A 20650-nucleotide genomic window follows, 5' to 3' on the forward strand; every position below is an offset into this window, starting at 1 on the left:
GGGGCGTGAACGCCAGCCTCACGGCCGTCGCGGGGCTGCGGGTCGGCCACTGGAGCGACCCGGTCGCCCGCACCGGCGTGACCGTGATCCTCTGCCCCGACGAGGGCTGCGTGGCCTCCGCGAGCTTCGCCGGACCCTCGCCGGGCACCCGCGAAGCGGCGCTGCTCGCCCCCGAGAAACGCGTGGAGCGGGTGCACGCCCTCGTCTTCACCGGCGGTTCCGCCTTCGGGCTGGCCGCGGCCGATGGCGTGGTGCGCTTTCTTCACGAGCGCGGCGTAGGCCACCCCACGCGCATGGGCCCGGTGCCGATCGTTCCGGCCGCGGTGATCTACGACCTGCTGGTGGGAGAGCCGGTGTGGCCGGGGCCGCGGGAGGGCTACGCGGCCGCCGCGTCCGCGAGCGCGGACCCGGTGACGTCCGGGCCCGTTGGGGCCGGCGCCGGAGCCACCGCCGGCAAGTACAAGGCCCCCGTGCCCACGGGGCTGGGCAGCGCGCTGGCGCGCTGGCGGGACCTGCGCGTGGGGGCGCTCGCCGTGGTCAACCCCGTGGGCGACGTCTACGACCCAGGCGGCCGGCTGGTCGCCGGGCACGGGGACCGCGAGGCCTGGATGCGCGCCGAGCCGCGCCCCGCCGAGCACACCACCCTGGTGGCCCTGGCCACCCCTGCGCCGCTCGACAAGCGCGAAGCCCGGATGCTCGCGGAGGCGGGCCAGGCGGCGCTGGGCCGCGTGATCCGCCCTTCGCACACCCCCTGGGACGGCGACGCCGTCTTCGTGCTCAGCACCGGCCGCGGCGCCGCAGCGCCGCTGGCGGCGCTCTCGGCCCTGGTGCAGGAGGCCGTCTGCGCGGCGGTGACGGCGGCCGCGGGCTAGGCCGGTTCGTCGTCCGCGGCCGCTTCCCGGGCGATCTCCGCGAGCAGCGGTTCCAGCTCCGGCCGCAGCGCCTCAAGGCGCGCCCGGCGCGCCCGTGCTTCGGGCTCGAGCTCCACGAGCACGTCGGCGTCGAAGTCCTGGGGCCGCCCCCACTCGATCAGGGTGAGGCGCGCCCCCGCCATCGCGTCCTCGAGCCCCAGGTCCCACAGCGACCGGGGGTCGGGCAGGCGGTAGACGTCGACGTGCAGCAGCGTTCCCGCGGGCGTGGGGTAGGTGTGCATCAGGGTGTAGGTGGGGCTGGTGACCCGGCCCCGAAAACCCAGAGCGCGGGCGAGGTGGCGGACGAGGGTCGTCTTCCCCGCGCCCATGGGGCCGGACAGCAGCACCACCGCGCCGGGCGGCAAGCGCCGGGCGAGCGCGTGCGCCAGGCGGGCGGTGGCGTCTTCGTCGTGCAGCCGGATCAAGGCGTGGCGGAAAGACTCCGGTGGATCAGGGTGACGAGCCGGGAGAGTTGCGCCTTCTCGGCGAGGATGACCAGGTGGCGCCCCGCGTACGGCGCCAGCAGGAAGGCGTGGCCGGGCAGGGTGAGGACGGCCAGCCGCACCTGCTGCGCGCCGACCTCCTGGCGCAGGTGGTCGAGCTCGGTGAGCAGGTCGCGCACCCGGGCGACGTCCAGGTCGGCGGGCGGGGCCTCCTCGAGCCAGCCCACCCAGGTCACCCCGCGCATGCGGAAGGGCGCGAGCGCGTCCTCGGCCCCCTCGCCCGCGGCCGGAGGTTCGGGTTCGGGCTGCGGAGCTTCGGCCTGCGGAGCTTCGGCCTCGGCGGGGGCCTCGAAGACGCCCAGTAGGTCGTCCAGGTCGGCGCCCGAAAGCTGTTCGGCCACCTCCCGGGCGGCGGCGAACTCCTGCTCGAGCTGGGTGACCAGCTGCTCCGCCTCCCCCAGCGAGCGCTCCATCTCGGCGAGGCCGCTCGTCCCCAGACGCTCGATGCGCCGCGCCCCTTTCTCAAGGAAGTCGAGCAGCGTCAGCGCCCGGTAGGCGGTCTCGCCGCCCACGGCCCGGGCGGCCTCGAAGCGTTCGCGCAGCGTGCGGTAGCGGCGGTCCAGCTCCTGGCGCCAGGCCTCGCGGCGCTCGAGCAGGGCGTGCAGGCGCTCCTTGAGGGGGGCGAGGTCGGGGAGCCCCGTCTCCAAAGCGGCCTCGGCCTCGGCGACGGCCTCGAGCAGCTTGTCGCCGCCGAGCTCCTTGAGGCGCTCGGCCGAGGCGCGCAGCGAACGCAGCTCCTGGCGTAGGTGCCCCTGGGCCTCGGCGATCTGTTGTTCGACCCGGCCCTCGAGCGCGCTCAGGTCGGGGAAACGACCGGCCTCGAGCTCGGCGCGGGCCTCGTCGACGCTGCCGGTGGCCAGCCCGAAGGCCTCGAGGCGTGCCGCCAGCTCGTCCAGGCGCGCCTGCGTGAGCCGCCGCGCCTCCGCCGCCAGGGCGGCCACCTCGTCCTCGACGCCGGCCGCCGCCCCCTCTTCGAGGCGCACCCGAAGGCTGTCGCGGGTGCGCGCCAGCGGTTCCAGGTCGGGCAGGGCGTCCAGCTCGGCCAGCAGCCGCGCGCGCAGCGCGCGGGCGGCCTCGCCCGCCTGCGCCAGCTGGCTCAGCAGTTCGGGAAGCTCGGCCTTGAGGCGGCCCAGCAGGGCCTCGTCGACCTCGCCGGCCTCGAGCCCGGTTTCCAGGAGCGCCAGCCGCTCGCGGAAGCCCGCGAGCTCGGGCAGCTCGTCTTCGGGGAGCGCCTCGCGGGCGTGCTCGACCAGGCTGCGCGCCTCCTCGAGCAGCCGGCTCTGCCGCGCGCTCTCCTGCTTCTTGGCCGCGAGGGCCTCCTCCAGGGCCTTCACCTGGCGCTCCGCCTGCTCCAGGTCGCCCGGGAGCACGCCCATCTCGAGGCTTTCCTTGATGAGTTCCAGCTGGGTTCGGGCGCGCTGGCTGCCCAACTCGGCGTCCTCGAGCTCGAGGCTGCGAAGCCGCTCGGAAAGCCACTCGTAGCGTGCGCGCGCCTCGGCCACCGCGTCCTTGAAGGCCTCCTCGAGCGCGCGCTGCAGTTCGTCCAGGCGCTCGCCCGCGAGCTCGCCGGCGGCGAGCGCCGCTTCGACCGCCTCCAGCAGCGGCGCGACGCGCTCGGCCGCGAGGACGGCCGCGTACTGCTCCTTGAGCCGCTCCAGGCGGCGCCGCTCCTCGGCCAGGTCGATCTCGCGGATGCGGTCGGCCACCTCGGGCTCGAGGTTCTCGAAGTCGATGAGGATCTCGAACTCCTCGCCCTCCCCCTCGCCCGCGACCAGCTCGGGGACCTCTTCGTCCTCCAGCGCGATCACGCCCGCGTCGCCCGCGGCCTCGGGCGCCATTTCGGGGACGAGGGTGGGGTTTTGCACCACCGACGACTCGACGAGCTTGCGCAGGTCGGCGGCGAGCTTGCGGGCGCGCTCCACCTCGGCGGTGGCCAGGGTCTCTTGCTGCTGTGCCTCCTTGATCTGCTTGAGCAGCGAGCGCAGCCGGCGGGGCTTGGGCCCCCCGATGTTCTTCACGCGTTCGAGGGCGTCTTCGAGGTCCGAGATGTCGCGCGCCTGCCGCAACAGGGCGTTCTGCAGCTTTTCCTCGAGCAGGTCGATCTGGGCGAGCGCCTCCTTGAGCAGCTCCTCGGTGGACTCGCCCTCGCTCTCGCTGGCCTCGACGAGCGCGGCCAGGCTGCGCAGGCGCTGCACCTCGGGCCACTCGAAGTAGAGCTTGAAGCGCGAGACGGCCTGCTGCAGCGCCCGCTTGGGGTCGCGGCGGGCGGGGTCCGGCGTCCGCGCCGCGGGCGTTTCCTGGGCGAGGGCGCGCAGCGTCTCCTCGACGACCTTGCGCGCGCTCGCGGCGTCCATCTGCCCTTGCAGCTCGCGGTAGACGAAGCGTTTGAGCAGGATCGCGGCGCGGTCGGGGTCGAGCGCTCCGGGCTCGAGCCCCAGCCGGGCCAGGCCCTCCTTGAGGACGGCCTGGGTGCGGGCCCCCAGGTGGGGTTCCAGGGCTTCTTGGAGTCGGCTCAGTAGGGGCACGGCGTCGGTTTACCTCCGGGTGGAGCTAGAACTCTTCGTCCCACTCCACGATCGTTTCGCTGGTGAGCGTGGGGTTGCGTTCCCCGGTCATGTCGGCCGAGGTCTGCACGGTGGTGGCCGCCTGACGGCGGTCCTGGATGAGGCCGAACTGGATGGCGATGCCGCGCAGCCCCCAGGTGGCGAAGACGACGACGAGGAAGATCAACGCCCCCCAGGCCAGCTGCGCCACGATGTTCTGCAGGATCGAGAGGTTGTCGAGCACGAAGAGCTGCGGCACCCCCCCGTAAGTGGCGAGGATGTCGCCGAGGTAGCTGAGGCCTTCGATGATGCCCGGCAGCAGCAGGAAGAAGAAGGCGAGGCCCATGAGGCGCCAGTAGATGTTGCGGCCGCCGAAGGTCAGGTAGATCAGGTAGAGCGGGAAGAGGGCGAGCATGCCGACGAGGATGAAGAAGACCGCGCGGGGAAGGCCGAAGGTCGCGCGCTGCAGCGAGACCGTGAAGTCGTGCCAGGGGCCCAGCGGCCGCTCCAGCACGATGTCGGCCACGTTTTCCAGCTGGGCGTTGAGCACCGTGAGGTCCGAGGTGCGCAGACCCACGCCGCCCATCTGCTGCTCGAACATCGCCAGCGTCACCTTCGCCGCCTTGGGGTCGATGGCCTCGACGAGCGGATAGATCTCGTAGACGTAGCGGTTGCGGGCGTACTCCATGTACCTGCGGGCGTCCTGGGCGCGGCCCACGGAGACGTACGCCTGGGCGGTAGCCAGCAGGCCCTTGGTGATGTAGAGGCTGTTGCGCCAGTCGGTGTAGCTGTAGATCCCGACCTGCGCCATCGAGCGCGCGACCTTCTCCGCCTTCTTCTTGTCGCCGATCAGGAAGGTCATGTCCTGGTTGAGCTGCTCGATGGGCGAGACGAGGACCTGCGCCTGGATCTTGGGCTTGCCCGCGGCGGCGGCCGCAGGGGCGGGGGCCTGCGCGGGCGCGGCGGGCGCCGGCGCCGGCGCAGGCGCGGGCGCGGGGGCCGGCTGCGTTTGCGGTGCGGTGGGCTGGGGCGCGGCCTCGACGGCGGGCGCGGGCGCGGGGGCCTGCGCGGGGGCGGCGGGTGCGGCCGCCGCGGCGGGGCCGGCCGCGCGGAAGAAGCGTTGCGCCGCGGCGATCAGCCGGTCGGTTTGCTGCTTGAAGCCGGCCTCGTCGCCGGCGACCAGCTTGGCGAGCGCGTCCACGTAGTCGCGCGCCAGGTTGTCGACCCGGGGCGAGTCCTGCACCACGAGGTAGAGGCCGTAGGCCTTGGCCGTCAGGGCGTAGGCCGAGGCGCGCTGCTTCTTCTGCTGGGCGAGCTGCAGCGACTTGTACATCGCCTCGGCATAGGCGCGCTCGAAGAGGGTGCGCAACCCCTCGATGTCGCCGGCCTGGATGAGCGGCACCGCCTTGGTCTTGAGGTCGGGGGTGCGCGCGGTGATCTCGATGAGCCGGTCGAGCAGCGCCAGGGCTTCGTCGGTGTTGCCCTTGTAGACGGCCTGGAACATGGCCTCGTACATCAGCTTGCCCAGGGAGCCGCGCACGACCCAGAGCTGGCCTTCGAGGTCGGCCTTGCTCTTGCGCGACACGGCGATGCGGGCGTTGTTCAACGCCTGGACCACACCCTCACTCAACGCCTCGGGGACGTTCTCGGCGCCGCTGCGGAAAATGTTGAGCGCGTCGTCGAGCGCCTGCAGGCTGGCGGTAGGATCGCGCAGCAGCTCGGTGCGCGCCGTCTCCAGTTTGGGGGCCAGCTGGTCGTAGAGCTGGGGGAGCGGCATCGCCCAAGCGACCGCGAAGAGAAAGACTAGAACGATCCAACGGGTGTGGTTCATGGTTGACCTCCTTTGGCCTCGTAGCTGTTTAATACGTGCAGCAACCTGCCGAGGTTGGCCTCGCGCTTGGCCACGAGGGCGACCAGTGCAGGTCCGAGGGGGCGCACGAGCACCTGACCCTCCTGGAAAACGCTATAAAATAGTTTATACGGTTTTTGCTTTTGCAGGAGGCTGTGCACCACCCCAAGGATGGGGGCCAGGTCCTCCACCCCGGGGAGCCGGGCCTCCTGGTAGGAGGGGCCTTGCAGCAGCACCCCGCTGACGCCCTCTTCGCGGGCCAGCTCGTTGACCAAGCCTTCGCGGGCCTCCGCGCGGTCCAGGTCGACCTCGCGACGCGGAAGGATCAGGGTGTTGCGGTCGCCGGCGGCGGCCGGCGCCGGCGCCGGCGCGGCGGGCTGGGGCCGGGCCGCTGCGGCCTCCTCCAGGCCGCGCAGCACCCGCCGCAGCGCGCCCGTGGGCTCCTGGATGGGGAAGACCTGCTGCAGCTCGGCGAGCAGCGGGCCGCGCACGAAGCGCACCCAGGCCTCCGGGCCCATGGCGTCGGGGTTGACGCCGGCCCGGCGAAGCGCCCGGTTCATGATATTTTGCGCCGCAACCGGCGACGCGTACTCGGTGAGGGCCTCGACCACGAGGCGTTCGATTTGCGGCATACGCCTCCTTACTCACGCATTATAGAGGAAATGTCCAACTCGATTGGGTCTAGAGCCGGTACCCTTCGGCCGCGCCGCCCTCGACCCAGACCTCGCCGCCTTCCAGGTGCTCCTTCTTCCAGACCGGCAGGATCAGCTTGACGCGCTCGAGCGCGTAACGGGCGGCTTCGAAGGCCTCGGGGCGGTGGGGCGAGGAGACGACGATCACGATCGAGGCCTCCGCGGGGTTCACGCGCCCCAGCCGGTGCACGATGGCCACGCGCCCGAGCGGCCAGCGCGCCCGCATTTCGCCCGCGATGCGGGCCAGGGTGGCCTCGGCCATGCTCTCGTAGGCCTCGTAGGTGAGGTAGCGCACCTCGCGGCCCTTGTTGGGTGAGCGGGTCGTGCCCACGAAGCTGACCACCGCGCCGTAGGGGGGCGCGGTGGCCCAGGCGACGAGCTCGCCGATCAGGGGCTCGAGCGGCTCCTCGGTCAGCCCGGTGCGGTCGTCCCCGCCGCCGCCGGAGACCGGCGGCAGGAAGGCGAGTTCGGCGCCTTCGCGCAGGGGGGTGTCGGGCTTCACCAGCTCCTCGCCGAGCGCGGCCATGCCCCCGGAGAGGTCGAGGCCGGGCACGGCCGCCTCCACCGCGGCCTTGGCGTCGGCGACGGTGCTGCCCTCGGGCAGGTCGAGCTCGAGGCGGCCGGTTCCGGCCGCTTCGCGGTAGTGGGCGAAAAGGCGTACGTTAACGCGCATGAACGGTTTCTCCTTCCAGGGCGCGGCTCAGGCTCTCGGCCACCGAGAGCGCCTCGCGGTAGCGCATGCGCAGCGGACCGATCAGGGTCAGCTCGCCGGCGCGCCCGCCCCGCTGGAACCCCGCCTGCACCAGGCTGAGGCCTTCCACGTCGCCGACGCGGACGTTGAGCCGGCGCGCCGGGGTGATGGGGCCCGTGGGCAGTTGCTCGAGCAGATCGAGGGCGCGGCGCACGAACTCGGGGTCCTGCGCCTCCGGTTGCGCGAGCATGGCGCCGAGCCCCTCGAGGTAGCGCTCCGACCCCGGCCCGGCGAAGGCGCTGGTGAGCTTGCGCGCCAGCTCGGCGAGCTGGGGCGTGGGGGCGCTGCGGCGCCCCAGTTCGGCGAGCGGGTAGGGGCCGCGCAGCCAGCGCTCCGCCTGCTCCAGGAAGTCGTCGCCGTCGAGGTCGAAGGGGACCACCCCCTCGAGCACCCGGCCGCCTTCGAGCACGGCCACGGCCAGGAGCTGCCCTCCGCCCAGGTTGGAGAGGTGCACCTGCAGCACCCGCGGCGGGCCGGGTTCGCTCAGGCGGACGACGACCGGGTAGCCCCCGAGCCGGGTGGCCATCTGGGCGGCGAGCTGGGGCCAGCGGCTGCCCGAGCCGGTGAGCACGCGGGCGAGCCGCTCCACGGTGTCGTGCGGCAGCGGTTCGGGCGGGAGCTGCGCCAGCGCGTACTGGCGGAACCCCTGGCGCGTCGGCACCCGCCCCGCCGAGGCGTGGGGCTTCTCGATCAGCCCCGCGGCCTCCAGGTCGGCGAGGTCGTAGCGCACCGTCGCCGGGCTCACCCCGAGCCGTTCGGCGAGCCAGCGCGAAGGCACCGGCTTGCCGGTCTCGATGTAGGCGCGGGTGAGCAGGTGTAGCAGCCTCCGCTGACGCTCCGTCACGGCTTCATTTTACCCCCGCGCGAACGCGCCTACCGCGCCGCGTCCACCCAGCGCCCCCGCTCCAAGAGCGGCACCCGGGTGCCGTCCGCGCGCTCGCCCCAGACGTCCACCTCGGGGGAGCCGATCATCCAGTCGAGGTGCACCGTGCTGGCGTTGCCGCCGGCGGCGGTGAGCGCGGCGTCGTCGCCCTCCGTGAGGCCTAGGGTGTCGGGGTAGGCGCGGCCGAAGGCGAGGTGGCTGGAAGCGTTCTCGTCGTAGAGGGTGTTCAGGAAGAGCCGCCCGGTGTCGAAGACGGGGTTGGGGGTCTCCACCAGCGCCACCTCGCCCAGCCGCCGCGCCGCCGCGTCGGTCTCGAGGACCGCCCGCACCGCCTCGAGGCCGCGCGCCGCCTCGAGCTCGACCGCGCGCCCCCCGGCGAAGGTGACGCGCAGCCCCTCGACCAGGGTGCCGCCGATGTTGAGCGGGCGGGTGCACGTGACCACGCCCTCGACCCGTTCGGGGTCGGGGGCGGTGAAGACCTCCTCGGTGGGCAGGTTGGGCACGAAGCGCACGCCGTTCTGGGCCTTGGCCACCGCGCTCTTCCAGACGTGGCGTTCGGCGAGGCCGACGCGCAGTTCGGTACCGGGCCCCTCGAAGATCAGGGCGGCGAAGCGCGCTCGGTTCAGCGCCGCCGCCCGCGCTTCGAGGCCGGCGACGTGGTCGCGCCAGGCGGCCTCGGGGTCGGGGCGGTCCAAGCGGACGGTGGCGAAGATCGCTTCCCAGAGGCGTTCGGTCGCTTCCTCGGGTTCCGGTTCGGGGAAGACCGCCCGCGCCCAGGCGGGCGTCGCCGCACCCAGCGCCAGCCAGTTGACCTTGTGGGCGCCGACGCGTTCGAGGTAAGGGCGGCGCACCCGCGCCGCGGCCTGCATGCGCCGCGCCAGGCGCGCGGGGTCGACGCCGCGGAGCAGGAAGGGGTCCTCGTCGGTCAGGCTGAGCAGGGCCGCGCCCGCGTCGACGGCGCGCACCCGGGCCTGCACGAACCAGTCGGGGACCTCGTCGAGGTAGGCCTCCCGCACCTCCTCGAGGCCGATGCGGCCGAGGACGGGGTCGTGCAGGTCGACCACGACGGCCCGCGCCCCCAACCGGTAGGCGCCGCGGGCCAGGGCGCGCAGCAGCGGTCGCGACTCGGCGGAGCCGCTGAGGACGAGGGGCTGGCCCTCCTGGAGGTTGAGTCCGACGCGGAGGGCCAGATCGGCGTAACGTTGCAGGCGTTCTTCGCTAGGCATGCCCGAAGTCTATCGGGGCAGGGGGGCCAGGCGCCAGCGCCGCCCGCGCCCCTGGCCCTCGGGGACGATCAGCCCCGCCGCCTCCATGCGCGCGAGCAGCTTGCGGGTCTGCGGCGGCTCCAGCGCCAGCGCCCGCGCCAGCTCGGCGGTGGGGCGGGGGCCGCGGCGCAGCGCCGCGGCGACGATCAGGTAGTCGAGGGTGAAGCTGCCCTGGCGGTTCTGGGCCTCGGAGACCCAGCGGACGAACTCGGCGTCGAAGCCGGGGTTGTGCAGCACCAGGGTGACGGCGTGGGGCCAGGCGCGGTACTCGGGGGGCTCCTTGCCGTAGCGCAGCATCAGCCGGTACATCTTGTCCACCCCCTGTCCGGCGCGCTCGACGTAGCCGAGCCGCGCCAGCGCCGCCGCCAGCGCCGGGTTGCGGCGGTGCGGGGGGTGGCGCAGGATGTTCTCCGGCGTCATTCCCGCCGGAAGGCCCCCGGGGTTGGCGATCTCCAGACGGTCGGGGTGGTGGTGCACCTGCACCGTGGCGTGGGCCGTCCAGTCGCGGTGCACGAAGGCGTTGAGCAAGCCCTCGCGGTAGACCTCGACGTCGAAGTCCCAGACCTCGAGGCGGAAGAGGCCCACGGTAAGCGGGTGGAAGCGGTTGCGGCCCTGGATCAGCTCGCGCAGCCGTTCGAGCGCCGCGGGGATGGGGCGCAGCAGGTCCTCGCGAAAGGCGTAGTCGACGTCGTCGTCCTCGTGGCGGTAGTAGCTCACCTCGGCCTGCGGCAGCAGGCGCGCGAGCGCCGCCGGCCGGCCCGCGAGCAGCAACCCGGTCACGCTGGGCACCCAGCGGCCGTCGACCTCGCGCGCCATGCCCAGCGCCTGCAGCCGTTCGAGCGGCGGGGCCTCGGCGAGGGGGCTGCCGCGTTCGCGCAGGCGGTCCTCGATCCGCGCCAGCTCCGCGGGGTCGAGGTCGTCGAGGCCGGCTTCGGGGAGGGGCCGGGCGGTGGGGTCGGGCGGGGCGGCGGCCGCGTCCCCGGCGGGCGCGGCGACGAGGCGCGCGCCGTCCCAGTAGGGGGCGGGGCCGGCGCCGGCCGAGACCACGTAGGGGCTCTTGGCCACGTGCAGCGCCCAGACCACCCCTTCGGCGGTCTCGACGCGCTCCACGTGCGGGAGGACCGCGCCGGCGGTGAGCTCGAAGAGGGCGTGGCTGAGCTGCAGGGGCTCGAGCCCGCCCGCGTCCTCCACGCCCCCCGAGGGCCGGGCCCCCAGGAGGATCACCCCGCCGTCGCGGTTGGCGAGGCCCGCGGCGTAACGGGCGAGGGCCTCGGGCGCGACCTGGGCGCCGAGCAGCACCCGGCGCTCGTTGGGGCCCTCGAGCAGCGCTTGGTAGACCTCCGCTTCGGTCACGGAACCACGATACCGCAGGCCCGCCCGTGTGCAAGATGCGCAAGGGAAAATGACCTAGCGTCACTATATCGAAGAACAAAATGCAGGATATCGCGATGGGTTGCCTAATGTACCCGGTGAAGATTGCATAAAGATACAAGAATACTTGACAAAGCGTATTTCCACTCGCTACACTCGGACTGACCGGCCTGCGGCCGGAGGGAGGAAGTCTGGATGATGATGCGACTCGGGACCCTATTCCTGTTCCTGCTGCCGGGCGCGGCCCTGGCCGCAGGGGACACCGACACCGGCACCACGGCCTGGATGCTCGTCTCCACGGCGCTCGTGCTGCTGATGACGCCGGCCCTGGCCTTCTTCTACGGCGGCCTGGTGCGCCAGAAGAACGTGCTCAACACCATGATGATGAGCTTCGGCGCCCTGGGTTTCGTCACCCTGGTCTGGGCCCTCTTCGGCTACTCGATCGCTTACGGCACCGGGAACAAGTTCGTGGGCGACCTCTCGATGGCCTTCCTGAACGGCCTCGACCTTTCCGGCGAGATGCCCGCCCTCCTAGACGTGGCCTTCCAGGGCACCTTCGCGGTGATCACCGCCGCGCTGATCTCGGGTTCGCTGGTGGGGCGGATGCGCTTTCCCGCGTGGCTGCTCTTCATCGCGCTCTGGACCGTCTTCGACTACGCGGTGCTGGCGCACTGGGTCTGGGGGCCGGCGGGGTCGGCGTTCCTCAAGGACCTGGGCGCCCTCGACTTCGCCGGGGGAACGGTGGTCCACATCAACGCCGCCATCGCCGGCGTCGTGGGCGTGGCCGTCCTGGGGGCGCGCAAGGACTTCGGCCGGCTCGCCTTCCTGCCCCACAACATCCCCTTCGTGCTCCTGGGCGCGGGGCTGTTGTGGTTCGGCTGGTTCGGCTTCAACGGCGGCAGCGCCTACGGGGCGAACGGCAGCGCCGCTTTGGCCTTCACCAACACCTTCCTGGCGCCGGCGGCGACGATGTCGGTATGGATGCTGCTCGAGCTCTGGCGCCACGGCCGCGCGACCGCGGTGGGCGCGGCCACCGCGGCGGTGGTGGGGCTCGTCGCCGTCACCCCCGCGGCCGGCTTTGTGGGGCCGCTGGGGGCGATCTGGCTGGGGGCCCTGGCCGCCTTCCCCAGCTTCTTCTTCATCCTGGCGCGGCCGCGGCTGGGCCTGGACGACTCGCTCGACGTCTTCGGGGCCCACGGGATCGGCGGCATCACCGGGGCGGTGCTGACCGGCGTCTTCGCGTCCGAGGCCTGGGGCGGCACCCCCGGGCTGCTCGAGGGGAACGCGGCGCAGGTCGGGGTGCAGATCGTCGCCGTCGTCGCGGCGGTCCTCCTCAGCGCGGCGGCCTCCTTCGTGATCTTCAAGCTGGTGGGGCTGGTCCTCCCCCTCCGGGCGACCCAGCGCGAGGAAGCCGTGGGGCTCGACGCCGTGCAGCACGGTGAGGAGGCCTACCCCACCACCGAGGGGGCGATCCTGGTGCTCGACGGCGAGCGTGCGGGAGGTGCGGCATGAAGATGATCGTGGCCATCATCCGGCCGGAGAAACTCAACGACGTGCTCGAGGCCCTGTTCAAGGCCGAGGTGCGCGGCCTGACGATCAGCCGCGTCCAGGGCCACGGCGGGGGGACCGAGCGGGTGGAGACCTACCGCGGGACGACGGTGAAGATGGGGCTCTACGACAAGGTGAAGCTCGAGATCGGCGTCTCCGAGGCCTTCGTGGAGCCGACGATCCAGGCCATCCTGGCCGCGGCGCGCACCGGCGAGGTGGGCGACGGCAAGATCTTCGTCCTGCCCGTCGAGCGGGTGGTGCGGATCCGCACCGGCGAGGAGAACGAAGCCGCGGTAACCCCGGTCCGGCCCTCCTAAGCGGGACCGCGAACGGCCGGCCCCGGCGCGCCGGGGCCGGCCGCGCCGTTGCGGCTCAGACGGGGTAGGCGAAGACGGCGAGGGCGTGGTCGCCCACGCGCATCCGCGCGACCGGGTCCATGGGGGCGAGGGTGCCGGCCTCCAGGTGCAGTTCGCGGGCCAGCGCCTCCTTGAGGCGGCCGCGCACCTCCTCGGGCAGGTCGCCGAAGGTGGCGCGCACCCGCAGCCGCACCGGTCCGTAGCGGCGTTTCAGCAGGCCGGCGATCGTGGACAGCAGCTTGGCGTCGCGCACCGGGCGCGGCGCCTGGAAGCGCCCCTTTTCCAGGCCGATCAGCGCCCAGTGCCCCAGGGCCTGGCCGAAACGGCCCACCAGCGGCGGCAGCATGCGGTTCTCGACCAGCTGGCTGAGGTCGTGGGTGAGGAGGAAGAAGCGCCCCTCGCGGGCCAGGCGTTCGACCTCCCGCAGCGTCTCCTTCTCGTCGGCGCCGTGGGCGATCCACTCCGCCGCGCGCAGCGCCGCCGCCCCCAGGCCGGCGGAGCCCAGGCGGGTGTCGACGACACGCACCCGGTCGGCCAGCCCCTCGGCCGCCTCGGCGGCCGCGTCGTGCATGGGGCAGAGCTCCGGCGAGGCGTGCAGCGAGAGCAGCCGGTCGAAGTGTTCGAGCAGGCGGCGGTACTGGGGTTCGAGGGGGGCCGTAGGATCGAGCAGCAGCACCCCCTTGCGGCGCGCGGCCTCCGGGGTGAGGCTGCTGCCGGGGTCGGTCACCACACCGATGATTTCGTCCTTGGCCATGTGCCCTCCACGGTACGGGTGCGTCCTACGCGCTCAAGCTAGCACGTCCGGGGAGGGACGTTTGTTCAGTCCTCGAGGCGAAAATCCAGCGGTCTCAGGTAGAACTCGCCGATCGCGGTGCTCGAGATCAGGGCCACCGCGGGCAGATGGCGCTTGTAGTGGGTGCGGTTGACCCGGCGCTTGACCAGGGCCACCTCCTCGGGGGTGTAGCCGAGGCCGACGATGTAGGCGTCGGGGTAGCCCTTGAGGTAGTGCTCGAGGATCACGTCGGCGCGGCGGTAGCGCACGCCCAGGTCGGCCTCGTCGGTCTGGCCCGGTTCCAGGTCGGCCGTGGGGGCCTTGCGCACGATCTCGTCGGGCACCCCCAGGTGTTCGGCCAGCCCCCAGACCTGGGTCTTGTAGAGGTCGCCCAGGGGGTTGACCGGGGGGCTGTCGTCGGCGTGCCAGGTGAAGTAGCCGAAGAGGCGTTCGGTCTTGTTGCCGGTGCCCAGCGGCAGGGCGCGGTACTGCTCCGACTTGTCAAAGGTGACGATCATGCGCGCCCGCGCCATGACGTTGCCCTTGCGTCGGGGGGTGAGGTCCGGCGTCTGCGCGGCGTAGCCCTCGACCATGGGGGTGATGTCCACGGTCTCGAGCGCCACCCCGAAGCGCTCGGCCGCCAGCCGCGCGTGGGCGACCGACTCCGGGGAGGAGTCGCGGTGGGGCAGGCTGAGGGCGTGGACGTTCTCCGGGCCCAGGGCCCGCGCCGCCAGCGCCAGCGTGACCGACGAGTCGACGCCGCCGCTCGCGGCCACCACCGCCTTCGCGTAGCCCCGCTGGGCCAGTTCCTCGCGGATGAAGCGTTCCAGGGCGGCGGCCACCAGCGGGTAGTTGAGGTCGAGCACCTCGTGGTTGGGGGTCCCGCGGACGATCTTCATAGCTCCTCCACCAGCCGGCGCAGTTCGGGGAAGAGGAGGGGCAGGCCGGCCTTGAGGTCGGCGAGCATGGGGTTGTCGTAGCGCACCGGGGGGATGCGCCCCGGGTCGACGTCGGCGAGGAGGACGGCCTCCTCGAACTCGGGCGCCCGCGCCAGCACCTCGCCCTCGGGTCCGGCGATCAGGCTGCCGCCGCTCATCAGCTTGCCCGCCTCGCTGCCCACCAGGCTGGCGAGCGCCACGTAGAGGCCGTGCTCGCCGGAGACCGCCCGGGCCAGCGTCGCCCAGCGCTCCACGTTGGCGGGGGCGTCGCCGCCGAAGCCGCGGGCGGGCGAAGCCGAGGGCACGTAGATGATCTCGGCCCCCTGCAGCGCGACCGTGGTCGCGGTGACGGTGTGCCAGAAGTCCTCGCAGATCAGCAGGGCCGCGCGGCCGAAGCGGGTGGCGAAGCTGGCCAGCTCGTGGCCGCGGTCGAGGAAGCGCTCCTCGTCGAAGACGCCGTAGGTGGGCAGGAAGATCTTGCGGTGCAGGTGCACCAGCCCGCGCCCGCCCAGCTCCAGGTAGGCCGCGGCGTTGTAGTAGCTGCCGCCGTCGCGCTCGTAGAAGCCGATCACCAGGTCGAGCGGCTCCCGGTAGTGCGCGGCGTGCCAGCGGCCGAGCCGGTCTTCCAGCTCGGCGGCCTCGAGCGCCAGCTCGCGCACGCCCCCCTGCAGGAAGTAGCCCGTGGGGTAGGCCTCGGGCACGACGGCCACGTCGACGCCTTCGTCCCTGAGGCCCAGGAGGGCCTGCTGCAGGTGCTCGAGGTTGCGCCCGATCCGGCCCTTCTCGGGCTTCAGTTGCAGGATTGCGTGGCGGACCATACCCCTTCAGGATACCCCGCGCTACAATGAGAGCCACAGACCCCACCGGGGAAAAGGAGGCCGTCATGGCAACGGTACGCCAGATGCTGGACAAGAAGGGGCACGAGGTCTACACGGTGGCTCCCGACGTCACCGTCTTCGAGGCGCTGGAAAAGATGGCCGAGTACAACGTGGGGGCGCTGCCGGTCGTGGACGCCTCGGGCCAGATCGTGGGCCTGTTCTCGGAGCGCGACTACGCGCGCAAGGTGATCCTGCGCGGGAAGGCCTCCAAGGACATTCCCGTGAGCGAGATCATGAGCACCCACGTCCTCTACATCACCCCCGAGACCACGGACTGGCAGTGCATGGCCCTGATGACCGACAAGCGGGTGCGTCACCTGCCGGTGCTCGAGGAGGGCCGGCTGGTCGGCTTCATCTCGATCGGCGACGTGGTCAAGTCGATCATGGACGAGCAGAAGTTCCACATCGAGCAGCTCGAACAGTACATTCAGCGCGGGATGAGCTAGGCCCGCTGCGCGAGCCAGCCGGCGATCCGCTCCGCCCCCTCGCGGGCGTGGCGGTCGAGCAGGAAGTCGTGGCCGCCGCGCACGGTGACGAGCTCCTTGTCCTCCGACGCCAGCCCCTCGAGGTAGCGGCGCACCGCCGTGCGTGCGATGACCTTGTCCCCCTCCGCCCGCACCACCAGGGCCGGCGCGCGCACCGACCGCAACCAGGCCGGCGTGCGGCGGACGAGCGCGAGCAGCTCCACCAGCGCCGGGCTGGGGAAGTGCGGGTAGTTGGGGTTTTGCGCCTTCAGCTCCGGGTCCTCGATCGAGTCGGTGCCGGGCAGGCGCGGCAGCAGCCAGGTCAGGTAGGGCACCAGGGGAACCAGCGGGTTCCCGAGCCCCAGGGCGGGAACCGCGGCCACCAGCGCGCGCGGCGGCCGCTCCGCGGCCAGCGCCGCCGCCAGCAGGGCCCCCATCGAGAGGCCGACGAGCGCGTAGTCCTCGAGGTCCGCAGCGGCGTCCCGCACCTGGCGGAGCCAGTCGTCGGCGCGCACCCCCCGCAGGTCCTCGGGGCGGGTGCCGTGCCCCGCGAGGGTGACGAAACGCACCGCGAAGCCGCGTTCCTCGAGGATTTCGGGCAGGGGACCCCAGACCCGCGTCGGGTGCGAGGTGAAGCCGTGGATGAGCAGTACCGGGTTCACGCCCCCATTATCCCCCGCGAAGCCCGACGGGGTGAGAGTTCCATGTAAAGTTAGTGTTAATCTAAAGGGAGCTGTACGCGACGTTCGTTCTCGGAGGCAACGTGCTCAAAGGCAACCTCTCAGAATTCCCTCTGGGTACCCTCATCCAAACCCTGGCCGCCGCGGGCCGCAGCGGGGTCTTGGTCGTGCAGCCCCCTTGGCTCGAAGGACGGGTCGCCCTCAAGGAGGGCGGCCTCTACGCGGCGCGCGCGGGGGCGCGGCGCGGCTGGGCGGCGCTGGAGCTCCTGGCGGGGCTGCCGCGCGCCCCGTTCGTCTTCGACGACACGATTCCGCTGCCGTCCGAGCCCAACCTCAACCTGCCCCTGGAGGCGGCGCTCGCGCGGATGCTCGCGGTGGGCGACCGCTGGTCGGGGCTCGTGCACCTTCCCGGCGACTGGCAGGTGGAGCTGGCGCTTTCGCGCAAGAGCGGCGAGATGAAGCTGACGCCGGTGATGCTCCAGGTGCTGGGGCTGGTCGAAGGGCGTTCCATCGCGCGCATCCTCGAGGAGGCCGAGGCGCCGCCGGTCGAGGTGGCCGAGGCCCTGGACCGGATGCTGGGCGAGGGGGTGCTGGAGCTGCGCACTCCCAGCGAGATGCGCGGCGAGGAGCTGGTCGCCCTTAGCTTCTACGGCAAGGAGACCGGGGTGGCCTACGTCGACGAGGCCCTCCACCGCGAGTGGCAGAAGCTGCTGCCGCACCCCTTCGGCGTGCGCGTCCGGTCGCCGCGGGGGCAGGAGGCCTTCTTTCAGGTGCGCCCCCGGGCCGACATCCCGGGGCGGATCATGCTGCACGACAAGGACCTGCGCAAGCTGCGCGCGGGGCGCGGTATCAAACTGAGCGTACAACCCGAGCTGACCACGGTCGGCTGAGGGGAGGGGACGATGAACGTAATGGAGTGGATCAACCAGATCAACGGCTGGGTGTGGGGCTTCGAGATGATGCTCGTCTTCCTGGCGGTCGGCCTCTACCTGACCATCCGTTCGGGCTTCATCCAGTTCGCCCGCATCGGCGTCATCTTCCGGGAGACCCTGGGCGCCATCCGCGAGCGCACCCTCGGCAGCGGCGGGGAGATCTCGCCCTTCCAGGCCACCATGATCGCCATGGGGGCCACGATCGGCATCGGCAACATCGTGGGCGTGACCGCGGCCATCCTGGCCGGCGGCCCCGGCGCCATCTTCTGGATGTGGATCGCCGCGCTGGTGGGCATGGCGACCAAGTTCGCCGAGGCCACCCTGGCCGTGCACTTCCGCCGCCAGTTCGCCGACGGGTCGGTCTCGGGCGGTCCCATGTACTACATCGCCCGCGGGCTGGGCCTCCCCTGGCTCGGCGGCCTATTCGCCGTCTTCGCCGCGGTGGCGGCGTTCGGCATCGGCAACGTGGTGCAGGTGAGCGCGATCGCCGGCACCCTCGAGACCCAGCTCCACATCGCCCCCGCCTGGACCGGCCTGCTGGCCGGCCTGGTGGTGGCGGTGGTGCTCGCGGGCGGGGTGCGGCGCATCGCCTACTTCGCCCAGGCCCTGGTGCCGCTGATGATCCTCTTCTACCTGATCCTCGCGGTCGCGGTGCTGGCCCTCAACGCCGCGGGGATCTGGCCGGCGCTGCGCTCGATCTTCGAGAGCGCTTTCAGCCTCCAGGCCGGTTTCGGCGGCGCCGTGGGGGTGGCCACGATCGAGATGATCAAGGCCGGCGTGGGCCGCGGCATCTTCTCCAACGAGGCCGGGCTCGGCTCCGCGGCCATCGCCCACGCCCAGGCCCAGGTGGACCACCCGGTGCGGCAGGGGTTCTGGGGGGTGATGGAGGTCTTCGTCGACAGCATCGTGATCAACACCTTCACCGCGCTCGTCGTTCTCTCCACCGGCGCCTGGATGGCCGGCGGCACCCCGTACGAGGTGCTGGGCCAGGGCTTCGGCGGCATCGTCTCCGCCCAGGCGCTGCTGGCCGTGGCGCTGGCGCTCTTCGCCTTCACCACCCTGATCTCCTGGGCCTTCTACGGCGAAGAGTCGGCGACCTTCCTCTTCGGCGAGGGCATTCGCTGGCCCTACCGGCTGGCCTACGTGGTCATGGCCTTCGTGGGCGGCCTGGGCAGCTTCACCACGCTGATCAAGCTTTCCGACACCATGAACGGCCTCATGGCCATCCCCAACCTGATCGCGCTGGTGCTGTTGGGCGGCGTGGTGGCCAAGCTGACGCGCGGCTTCTTCTCGGGTGAGCCCTGGACCCCGCCGAAGTAGCCTTCGCCCCTCCCGAGCCGCGGCCACCCGGCCGCGGCTTTTGTATGCTGCAAGGGTGAAGCGCATCGTCGTGGGGGTCAGCGGAGCGTCGGGGATGCCCTACGCCCGCAACCTGCTGGGTCAGCTCGCGGTTCGTGAGGGCGTCGAGGTCCACCTCATCGTCAGCCGCGGGGCGCTCCGGGTCTACGCCCGGGAAGGGGGCGACCCCGCGGAGCTGGCGGCGCACGCCGACGTGGTCTACGATCCCGACGACCTGGGCGCGGCCCCGGCCTCGGGCAGCTTCCCCACCGCCGGCATGGTCGTGGTGCCGGCGAGCGCCACCACCGTGGGCAAACTGGCCGCCGGCATCGCCGACAACCTGCTGCTCCGGGCCGCCTACGTGCACCTCAAGGAGCGGCGGCCCCTCGTGGTGGTGCCGCGGGAGGCGCCCCTGCCGGAGGTGACGCTCGAGGCTCTGCTCAAGCTGGCCCGGGCGGGCGCCGTGGTCCTCCCGGCGAGCCCCGGCTTCTACCACCGGCCCGAGACGATCGAAGACCTGCTTGGCTTCGTTTCCCAACGCATCCTCGACCATCTGGGCCTCGAGGGCGACGGGGCGCGCTGGGGAGGTTAGGGTGCCCCCGTCCACGACCGTCTCCGTCCTCGTCCCCGCCGCCGGCCAGGGCACGCGGCTGGGGCGCGGCCCCAAGGCCTTCGTGCGGGTGGGGGGCCGCACCCTGCTCGAATGGGTGCTCGAAGCCTTCGCCTGGGCCGACGAGGTGCGCGTGGCCCTGCCGCCCGAGGCCGAGCCGCCTGCGGCGCCGGCCAACGTCCGCTTTCTCGAGGGCGGGGAGGAGCGCCAGGAGAGCGTGGCGCGGCTGCTCCAGGGGGCCCGGGGCGACGTGGTGCTCGTGCACGACGCGGCCCGCCCCTTCGTGGTTCCCGCGGTCGTGGACCGGCTGCTGCAGGCCGTCGCCGCGGGTGGGGCGGCGGTGCCGGTGGTGCCGGTGCCCGACACCCTGATCGAGCCCGAGGAGGGCCGCTACGGGCCCGCGCTCGACCGCGGCCGCTACGCGCTGGTGCAGACCCCCCAGGCCTTCTTCCGCGAGCTGCTCGCCGAGGCCCACCAGCTCGCCCGCGCCCGGGGCCTGCTGGCCACCGACGAGGCCCAGCTGGTGCGGGCGCTGGGCTACCCCGTCGAGCTGGTTCCCGGTGACCGCCGCATGTTCAAGGTCACCTTCCCCGAAGACCTGGCCCTGGCCGAGGCCCTGGCCCGCACGTGGGACCGGCGTCCGGTTTGACCCGGCGGCCGGCGCCGCGCGGTCTGGAGTGGAGGCGCGAAGGTTCCGCGGTTGAACCCGGCGACCGGGGAGTGGGAAACGAAGCTCCGGGACCAAGAGCCCTGAGCCCCCGTTCCGCACCGGCCGCCTAGCGCGCGAAAACCCGCGTTTGGTGCGGTTGTGGGCTGGAAAGCCAGCAAAAGGAACCGCCCTTCCCGCGGGAAGGGCGGCAACGGTTCATCCCCTTACGGGGCTTTTCTTTTTGCGACAGGGCGATTCTCGGCCCCGTCTACGACGGCGTTCGCGCCACTTGACCGGATATATGGAAAATTCTAAGGCCCTTTTGGCCGTTTTTCGGGGCAAAAAATGCGAAATATGCGATAAGCATCGGGGTGGATAATGGACCGGCCGTCTCGGGCGCACCTAAACCCTCGAAAAAACCAGATTGTCAAGGTCTATTCGAGCCTAAAACGGTCCGTACCGGCACGTTCTAGCATGTAAAATCCGGGCGCGCCGACCCTGGACCTCATTCGGCCCCCGCTAAGATCCTGCCTCTGGGCGTCGTCCTGTGGGCCGACCGCCGCTTGCAGAAAAACCGCTCCTGTTGTACCATCTTTCTTGCTGAGCGCCTGGTGCACGCGGGAGTAGCTCAGTTGGTAGAGCACAACCTTGCCAAGGTTGGGGTCGCGGGTTCGAGTCCCGTCTCCCGCTCCAGAAGAGCCCCCGGTTCCGGGGGCT

General features: G+C 72.2%; 20 protein-coding genes and 1 tRNA gene. 9 read left to right on the forward strand and 12 right to left on the reverse strand.

Annotated elements, in window-relative coordinates; all coding sequences use genetic code 11:
* The first annotated feature begins 5 nt into the window (after nt 1-5).
* Nucleotides 6-872, forward strand: a complete 867-nt coding sequence (locus OCEPR_RS01680) for a P1 family peptidase (RefSeq protein ID WP_013456973.1) — start codon at nt 6-8, stop codon at nt 870-872.
* On the opposite strand, the gene tsaE is transcribed toward OCEPR_RS01680, so the two are convergent.
* Genes tsaE through OCEPR_RS01720 form a run of 8 tightly spaced genes read right to left on the reverse strand, consistent with a single transcriptional unit; the run spans nt 869 to nt 10750 of the window.
* Nucleotides 869-1336 carry a tRNA (adenosine(37)-N6)-threonylcarbamoyltransferase complex ATPase subunit type 1 TsaE gene (tsaE, locus tag OCEPR_RS01685; RefSeq protein ID WP_013456974.1) on the reverse strand — a complete coding sequence of 156 codons (468 nt, stop codon included), beginning with the start codon at nt 1334-1336 and terminating at the stop codon, nt 869-871. The genes OCEPR_RS01680 and tsaE overlap by 4 nt on opposite strands.
* Nucleotides 1333-3939, reverse strand: coding sequence for a coiled-coil domain-containing protein (locus OCEPR_RS01690; RefSeq protein WP_013456975.1), 2607 nt, complete (start codon nt 3937-3939; stop codon nt 1333-1335). The genes tsaE and OCEPR_RS01690 overlap by 4 nt, the downstream gene beginning before the upstream one ends.
* 25 nt (nt 3940-3964) lie before the next feature.
* Nucleotides 3965-5788 carry a hypothetical protein gene (locus OCEPR_RS01695; RefSeq protein ID WP_013456976.1) on the reverse strand — a complete coding sequence of 608 codons (1824 nt, stop codon included), beginning with the start codon at nt 5786-5788 and terminating at the stop codon, nt 3965-3967.
* The gene (locus OCEPR_RS01700) at nt 5785-6438 is read right to left on the reverse strand and encodes a hypothetical protein (protein ID WP_013456977.1); all 654 of its coding nucleotides are present in this window, start codon (nt 6436-6438) and stop codon (nt 5785-5787) included. Before OCEPR_RS01700 ends, OCEPR_RS01695 begins: the two co-directional genes overlap by 4 nt.
* A 49-nt stretch (nt 6439-6487) precedes the next feature.
* Nucleotides 6488-7171, reverse strand: a complete 684-nt coding sequence (locus tag OCEPR_RS01705; RefSeq protein WP_013456978.1) for a molybdenum cofactor biosynthesis protein — start codon at nt 7169-7171, stop codon at nt 6488-6490.
* Complete coding sequence (locus OCEPR_RS01710) at nt 7161-8093, reverse strand: DeoR family transcriptional regulator (RefSeq protein ID WP_013456979.1); 933 nt, start codon at nt 8091-8093, stop codon at nt 7161-7163. The genes OCEPR_RS01705 and OCEPR_RS01710 overlap by 11 nt, the downstream gene beginning before the upstream one ends.
* 29 nt (nt 8094-8122) lie before the next feature.
* Nucleotides 8123-9358 carry an aminopeptidase gene (locus OCEPR_RS01715; RefSeq protein ID WP_013456980.1) on the reverse strand — a complete coding sequence of 412 codons (1236 nt, stop codon included), beginning with the start codon at nt 9356-9358 and terminating at the stop codon, nt 8123-8125.
* Nucleotides 9359-9367: 9 nt separating this feature from the next.
* Nucleotides 9368-10750 carry an ATP-binding protein gene (locus OCEPR_RS01720; RefSeq protein ID WP_013456981.1) on the reverse strand — a complete coding sequence of 461 codons (1383 nt, stop codon included), beginning with the start codon at nt 10748-10750 and terminating at the stop codon, nt 9368-9370.
* Between the two features lie 213 nt (nt 10751-10963).
* Here OCEPR_RS01720 and OCEPR_RS01725 point away from each other — a divergent pair, with 213 nt between their 5' ends.
* On the forward strand, nt 10964-12280 hold the full coding sequence (locus tag OCEPR_RS01725; RefSeq protein WP_013456982.1) for an ammonium transporter: 1317 nt from the start codon (nt 10964-10966) through the stop codon (nt 12278-12280).
* Entirely contained in the window at nt 12277-12633 is a 357-nt protein-coding gene (locus OCEPR_RS01730) for a P-II family nitrogen regulator (RefSeq protein ID WP_013456983.1), read from the forward strand. The genes OCEPR_RS01725 and OCEPR_RS01730 overlap by 4 nt, the downstream gene beginning before the upstream one ends.
* A 55-nt stretch (nt 12634-12688) precedes the next feature.
* On the opposite strand, the gene OCEPR_RS12170 is transcribed toward OCEPR_RS01730, so the two are convergent.
* From OCEPR_RS12170 to OCEPR_RS01745, 3 genes are all read right to left on the reverse strand, one after another.
* Nucleotides 12689-13426, reverse strand: a complete 738-nt coding sequence (locus OCEPR_RS12170; RefSeq protein ID WP_013456984.1) for a DegV family protein — start codon at nt 13424-13426, stop codon at nt 12689-12691.
* A gap of 65 nt (nt 13427-13491) precedes the next feature.
* Complete coding sequence (locus OCEPR_RS01740; RefSeq protein ID WP_013456985.1) at nt 13492-14343, reverse strand: NAD+ synthase; 852 nt, start codon at nt 14341-14343, stop codon at nt 13492-13494.
* Entirely contained in the window at nt 14340-15200 is an 861-nt protein-coding gene (locus tag OCEPR_RS01745) for a nitrilase-related carbon-nitrogen hydrolase (RefSeq protein WP_013456986.1), read from the reverse strand. The genes OCEPR_RS01740 and OCEPR_RS01745 overlap by 4 nt, the downstream gene beginning before the upstream one ends.
* Nucleotides 15201-15265: 65 nt before the next feature.
* Here OCEPR_RS01745 and OCEPR_RS01750 point away from each other — a divergent pair, with 65 nt between their 5' ends.
* On the forward strand, nt 15266-15706 hold the full coding sequence (locus OCEPR_RS01750) for a CBS domain-containing protein (RefSeq protein ID WP_013456987.1): 441 nt from the start codon (nt 15266-15268) through the stop codon (nt 15704-15706).
* On the opposite strand, the gene OCEPR_RS01755 is transcribed toward OCEPR_RS01750, so the two are convergent.
* On the reverse strand, nt 15703-16386 hold the full coding sequence (locus OCEPR_RS01755; protein ID WP_013456988.1) for an alpha/beta hydrolase: 684 nt from the start codon (nt 16384-16386) through the stop codon (nt 15703-15705). The two genes, OCEPR_RS01750 and OCEPR_RS01755, sit on opposite strands and share 4 nt — an antisense overlap.
* 101 nt (nt 16387-16487) lie before the next feature.
* On the opposite strand from OCEPR_RS01755, the gene OCEPR_RS01760 reads away from it, so the two are divergent.
* The 5 genes from OCEPR_RS01760 (at nt 16488) to OCEPR_RS01780 (ending at nt 20626) form a co-directional block, all read left to right on the forward strand.
* Nucleotides 16488-17294 carry a DUF4388 domain-containing protein gene (locus OCEPR_RS01760; protein WP_013456989.1) on the forward strand — a complete coding sequence of 269 codons (807 nt, stop codon included), beginning with the start codon at nt 16488-16490 and terminating at the stop codon, nt 17292-17294.
* Nucleotides 17295-17306: 12 nt separating this feature from the next.
* Nucleotides 17307-18656: an alanine/glycine:cation symporter family protein gene (locus OCEPR_RS01765; RefSeq protein ID WP_013456990.1), complete on the forward strand. Its 1350-nt coding sequence runs from the start codon at nt 17307-17309 to the stop codon at nt 18654-18656.
* Between the two features lie 55 nt (nt 18657-18711).
* Complete coding sequence (locus OCEPR_RS01770; protein ID WP_013456991.1) at nt 18712-19266, forward strand: UbiX family flavin prenyltransferase; 555 nt, start codon at nt 18712-18714, stop codon at nt 19264-19266.
* A gap of 1 nt (nt 19267) precedes the next feature.
* Entirely contained in the window at nt 19268-19933 is a 666-nt protein-coding gene (gene ispD / locus OCEPR_RS01775; protein ID WP_013456992.1) for a 2-C-methyl-D-erythritol 4-phosphate cytidylyltransferase, read from the forward strand.
* A 617-nt stretch (nt 19934-20550) separates the two neighbouring features.
* Nucleotides 20551-20626, forward strand: a tRNA-Gly gene (locus OCEPR_RS01780).
* The last annotated feature ends 24 nt before the right edge of the window (nt 20627-20650 follow it).

Origin of the sequence: Oceanithermus profundus DSM 14977, assembly GCF_000183745.1 — a bacterium.
Taxonomy (GTDB): Bacteria; Deinococcota; Deinococci; order Deinococcales; family Marinithermaceae; genus Oceanithermus; species Oceanithermus profundus.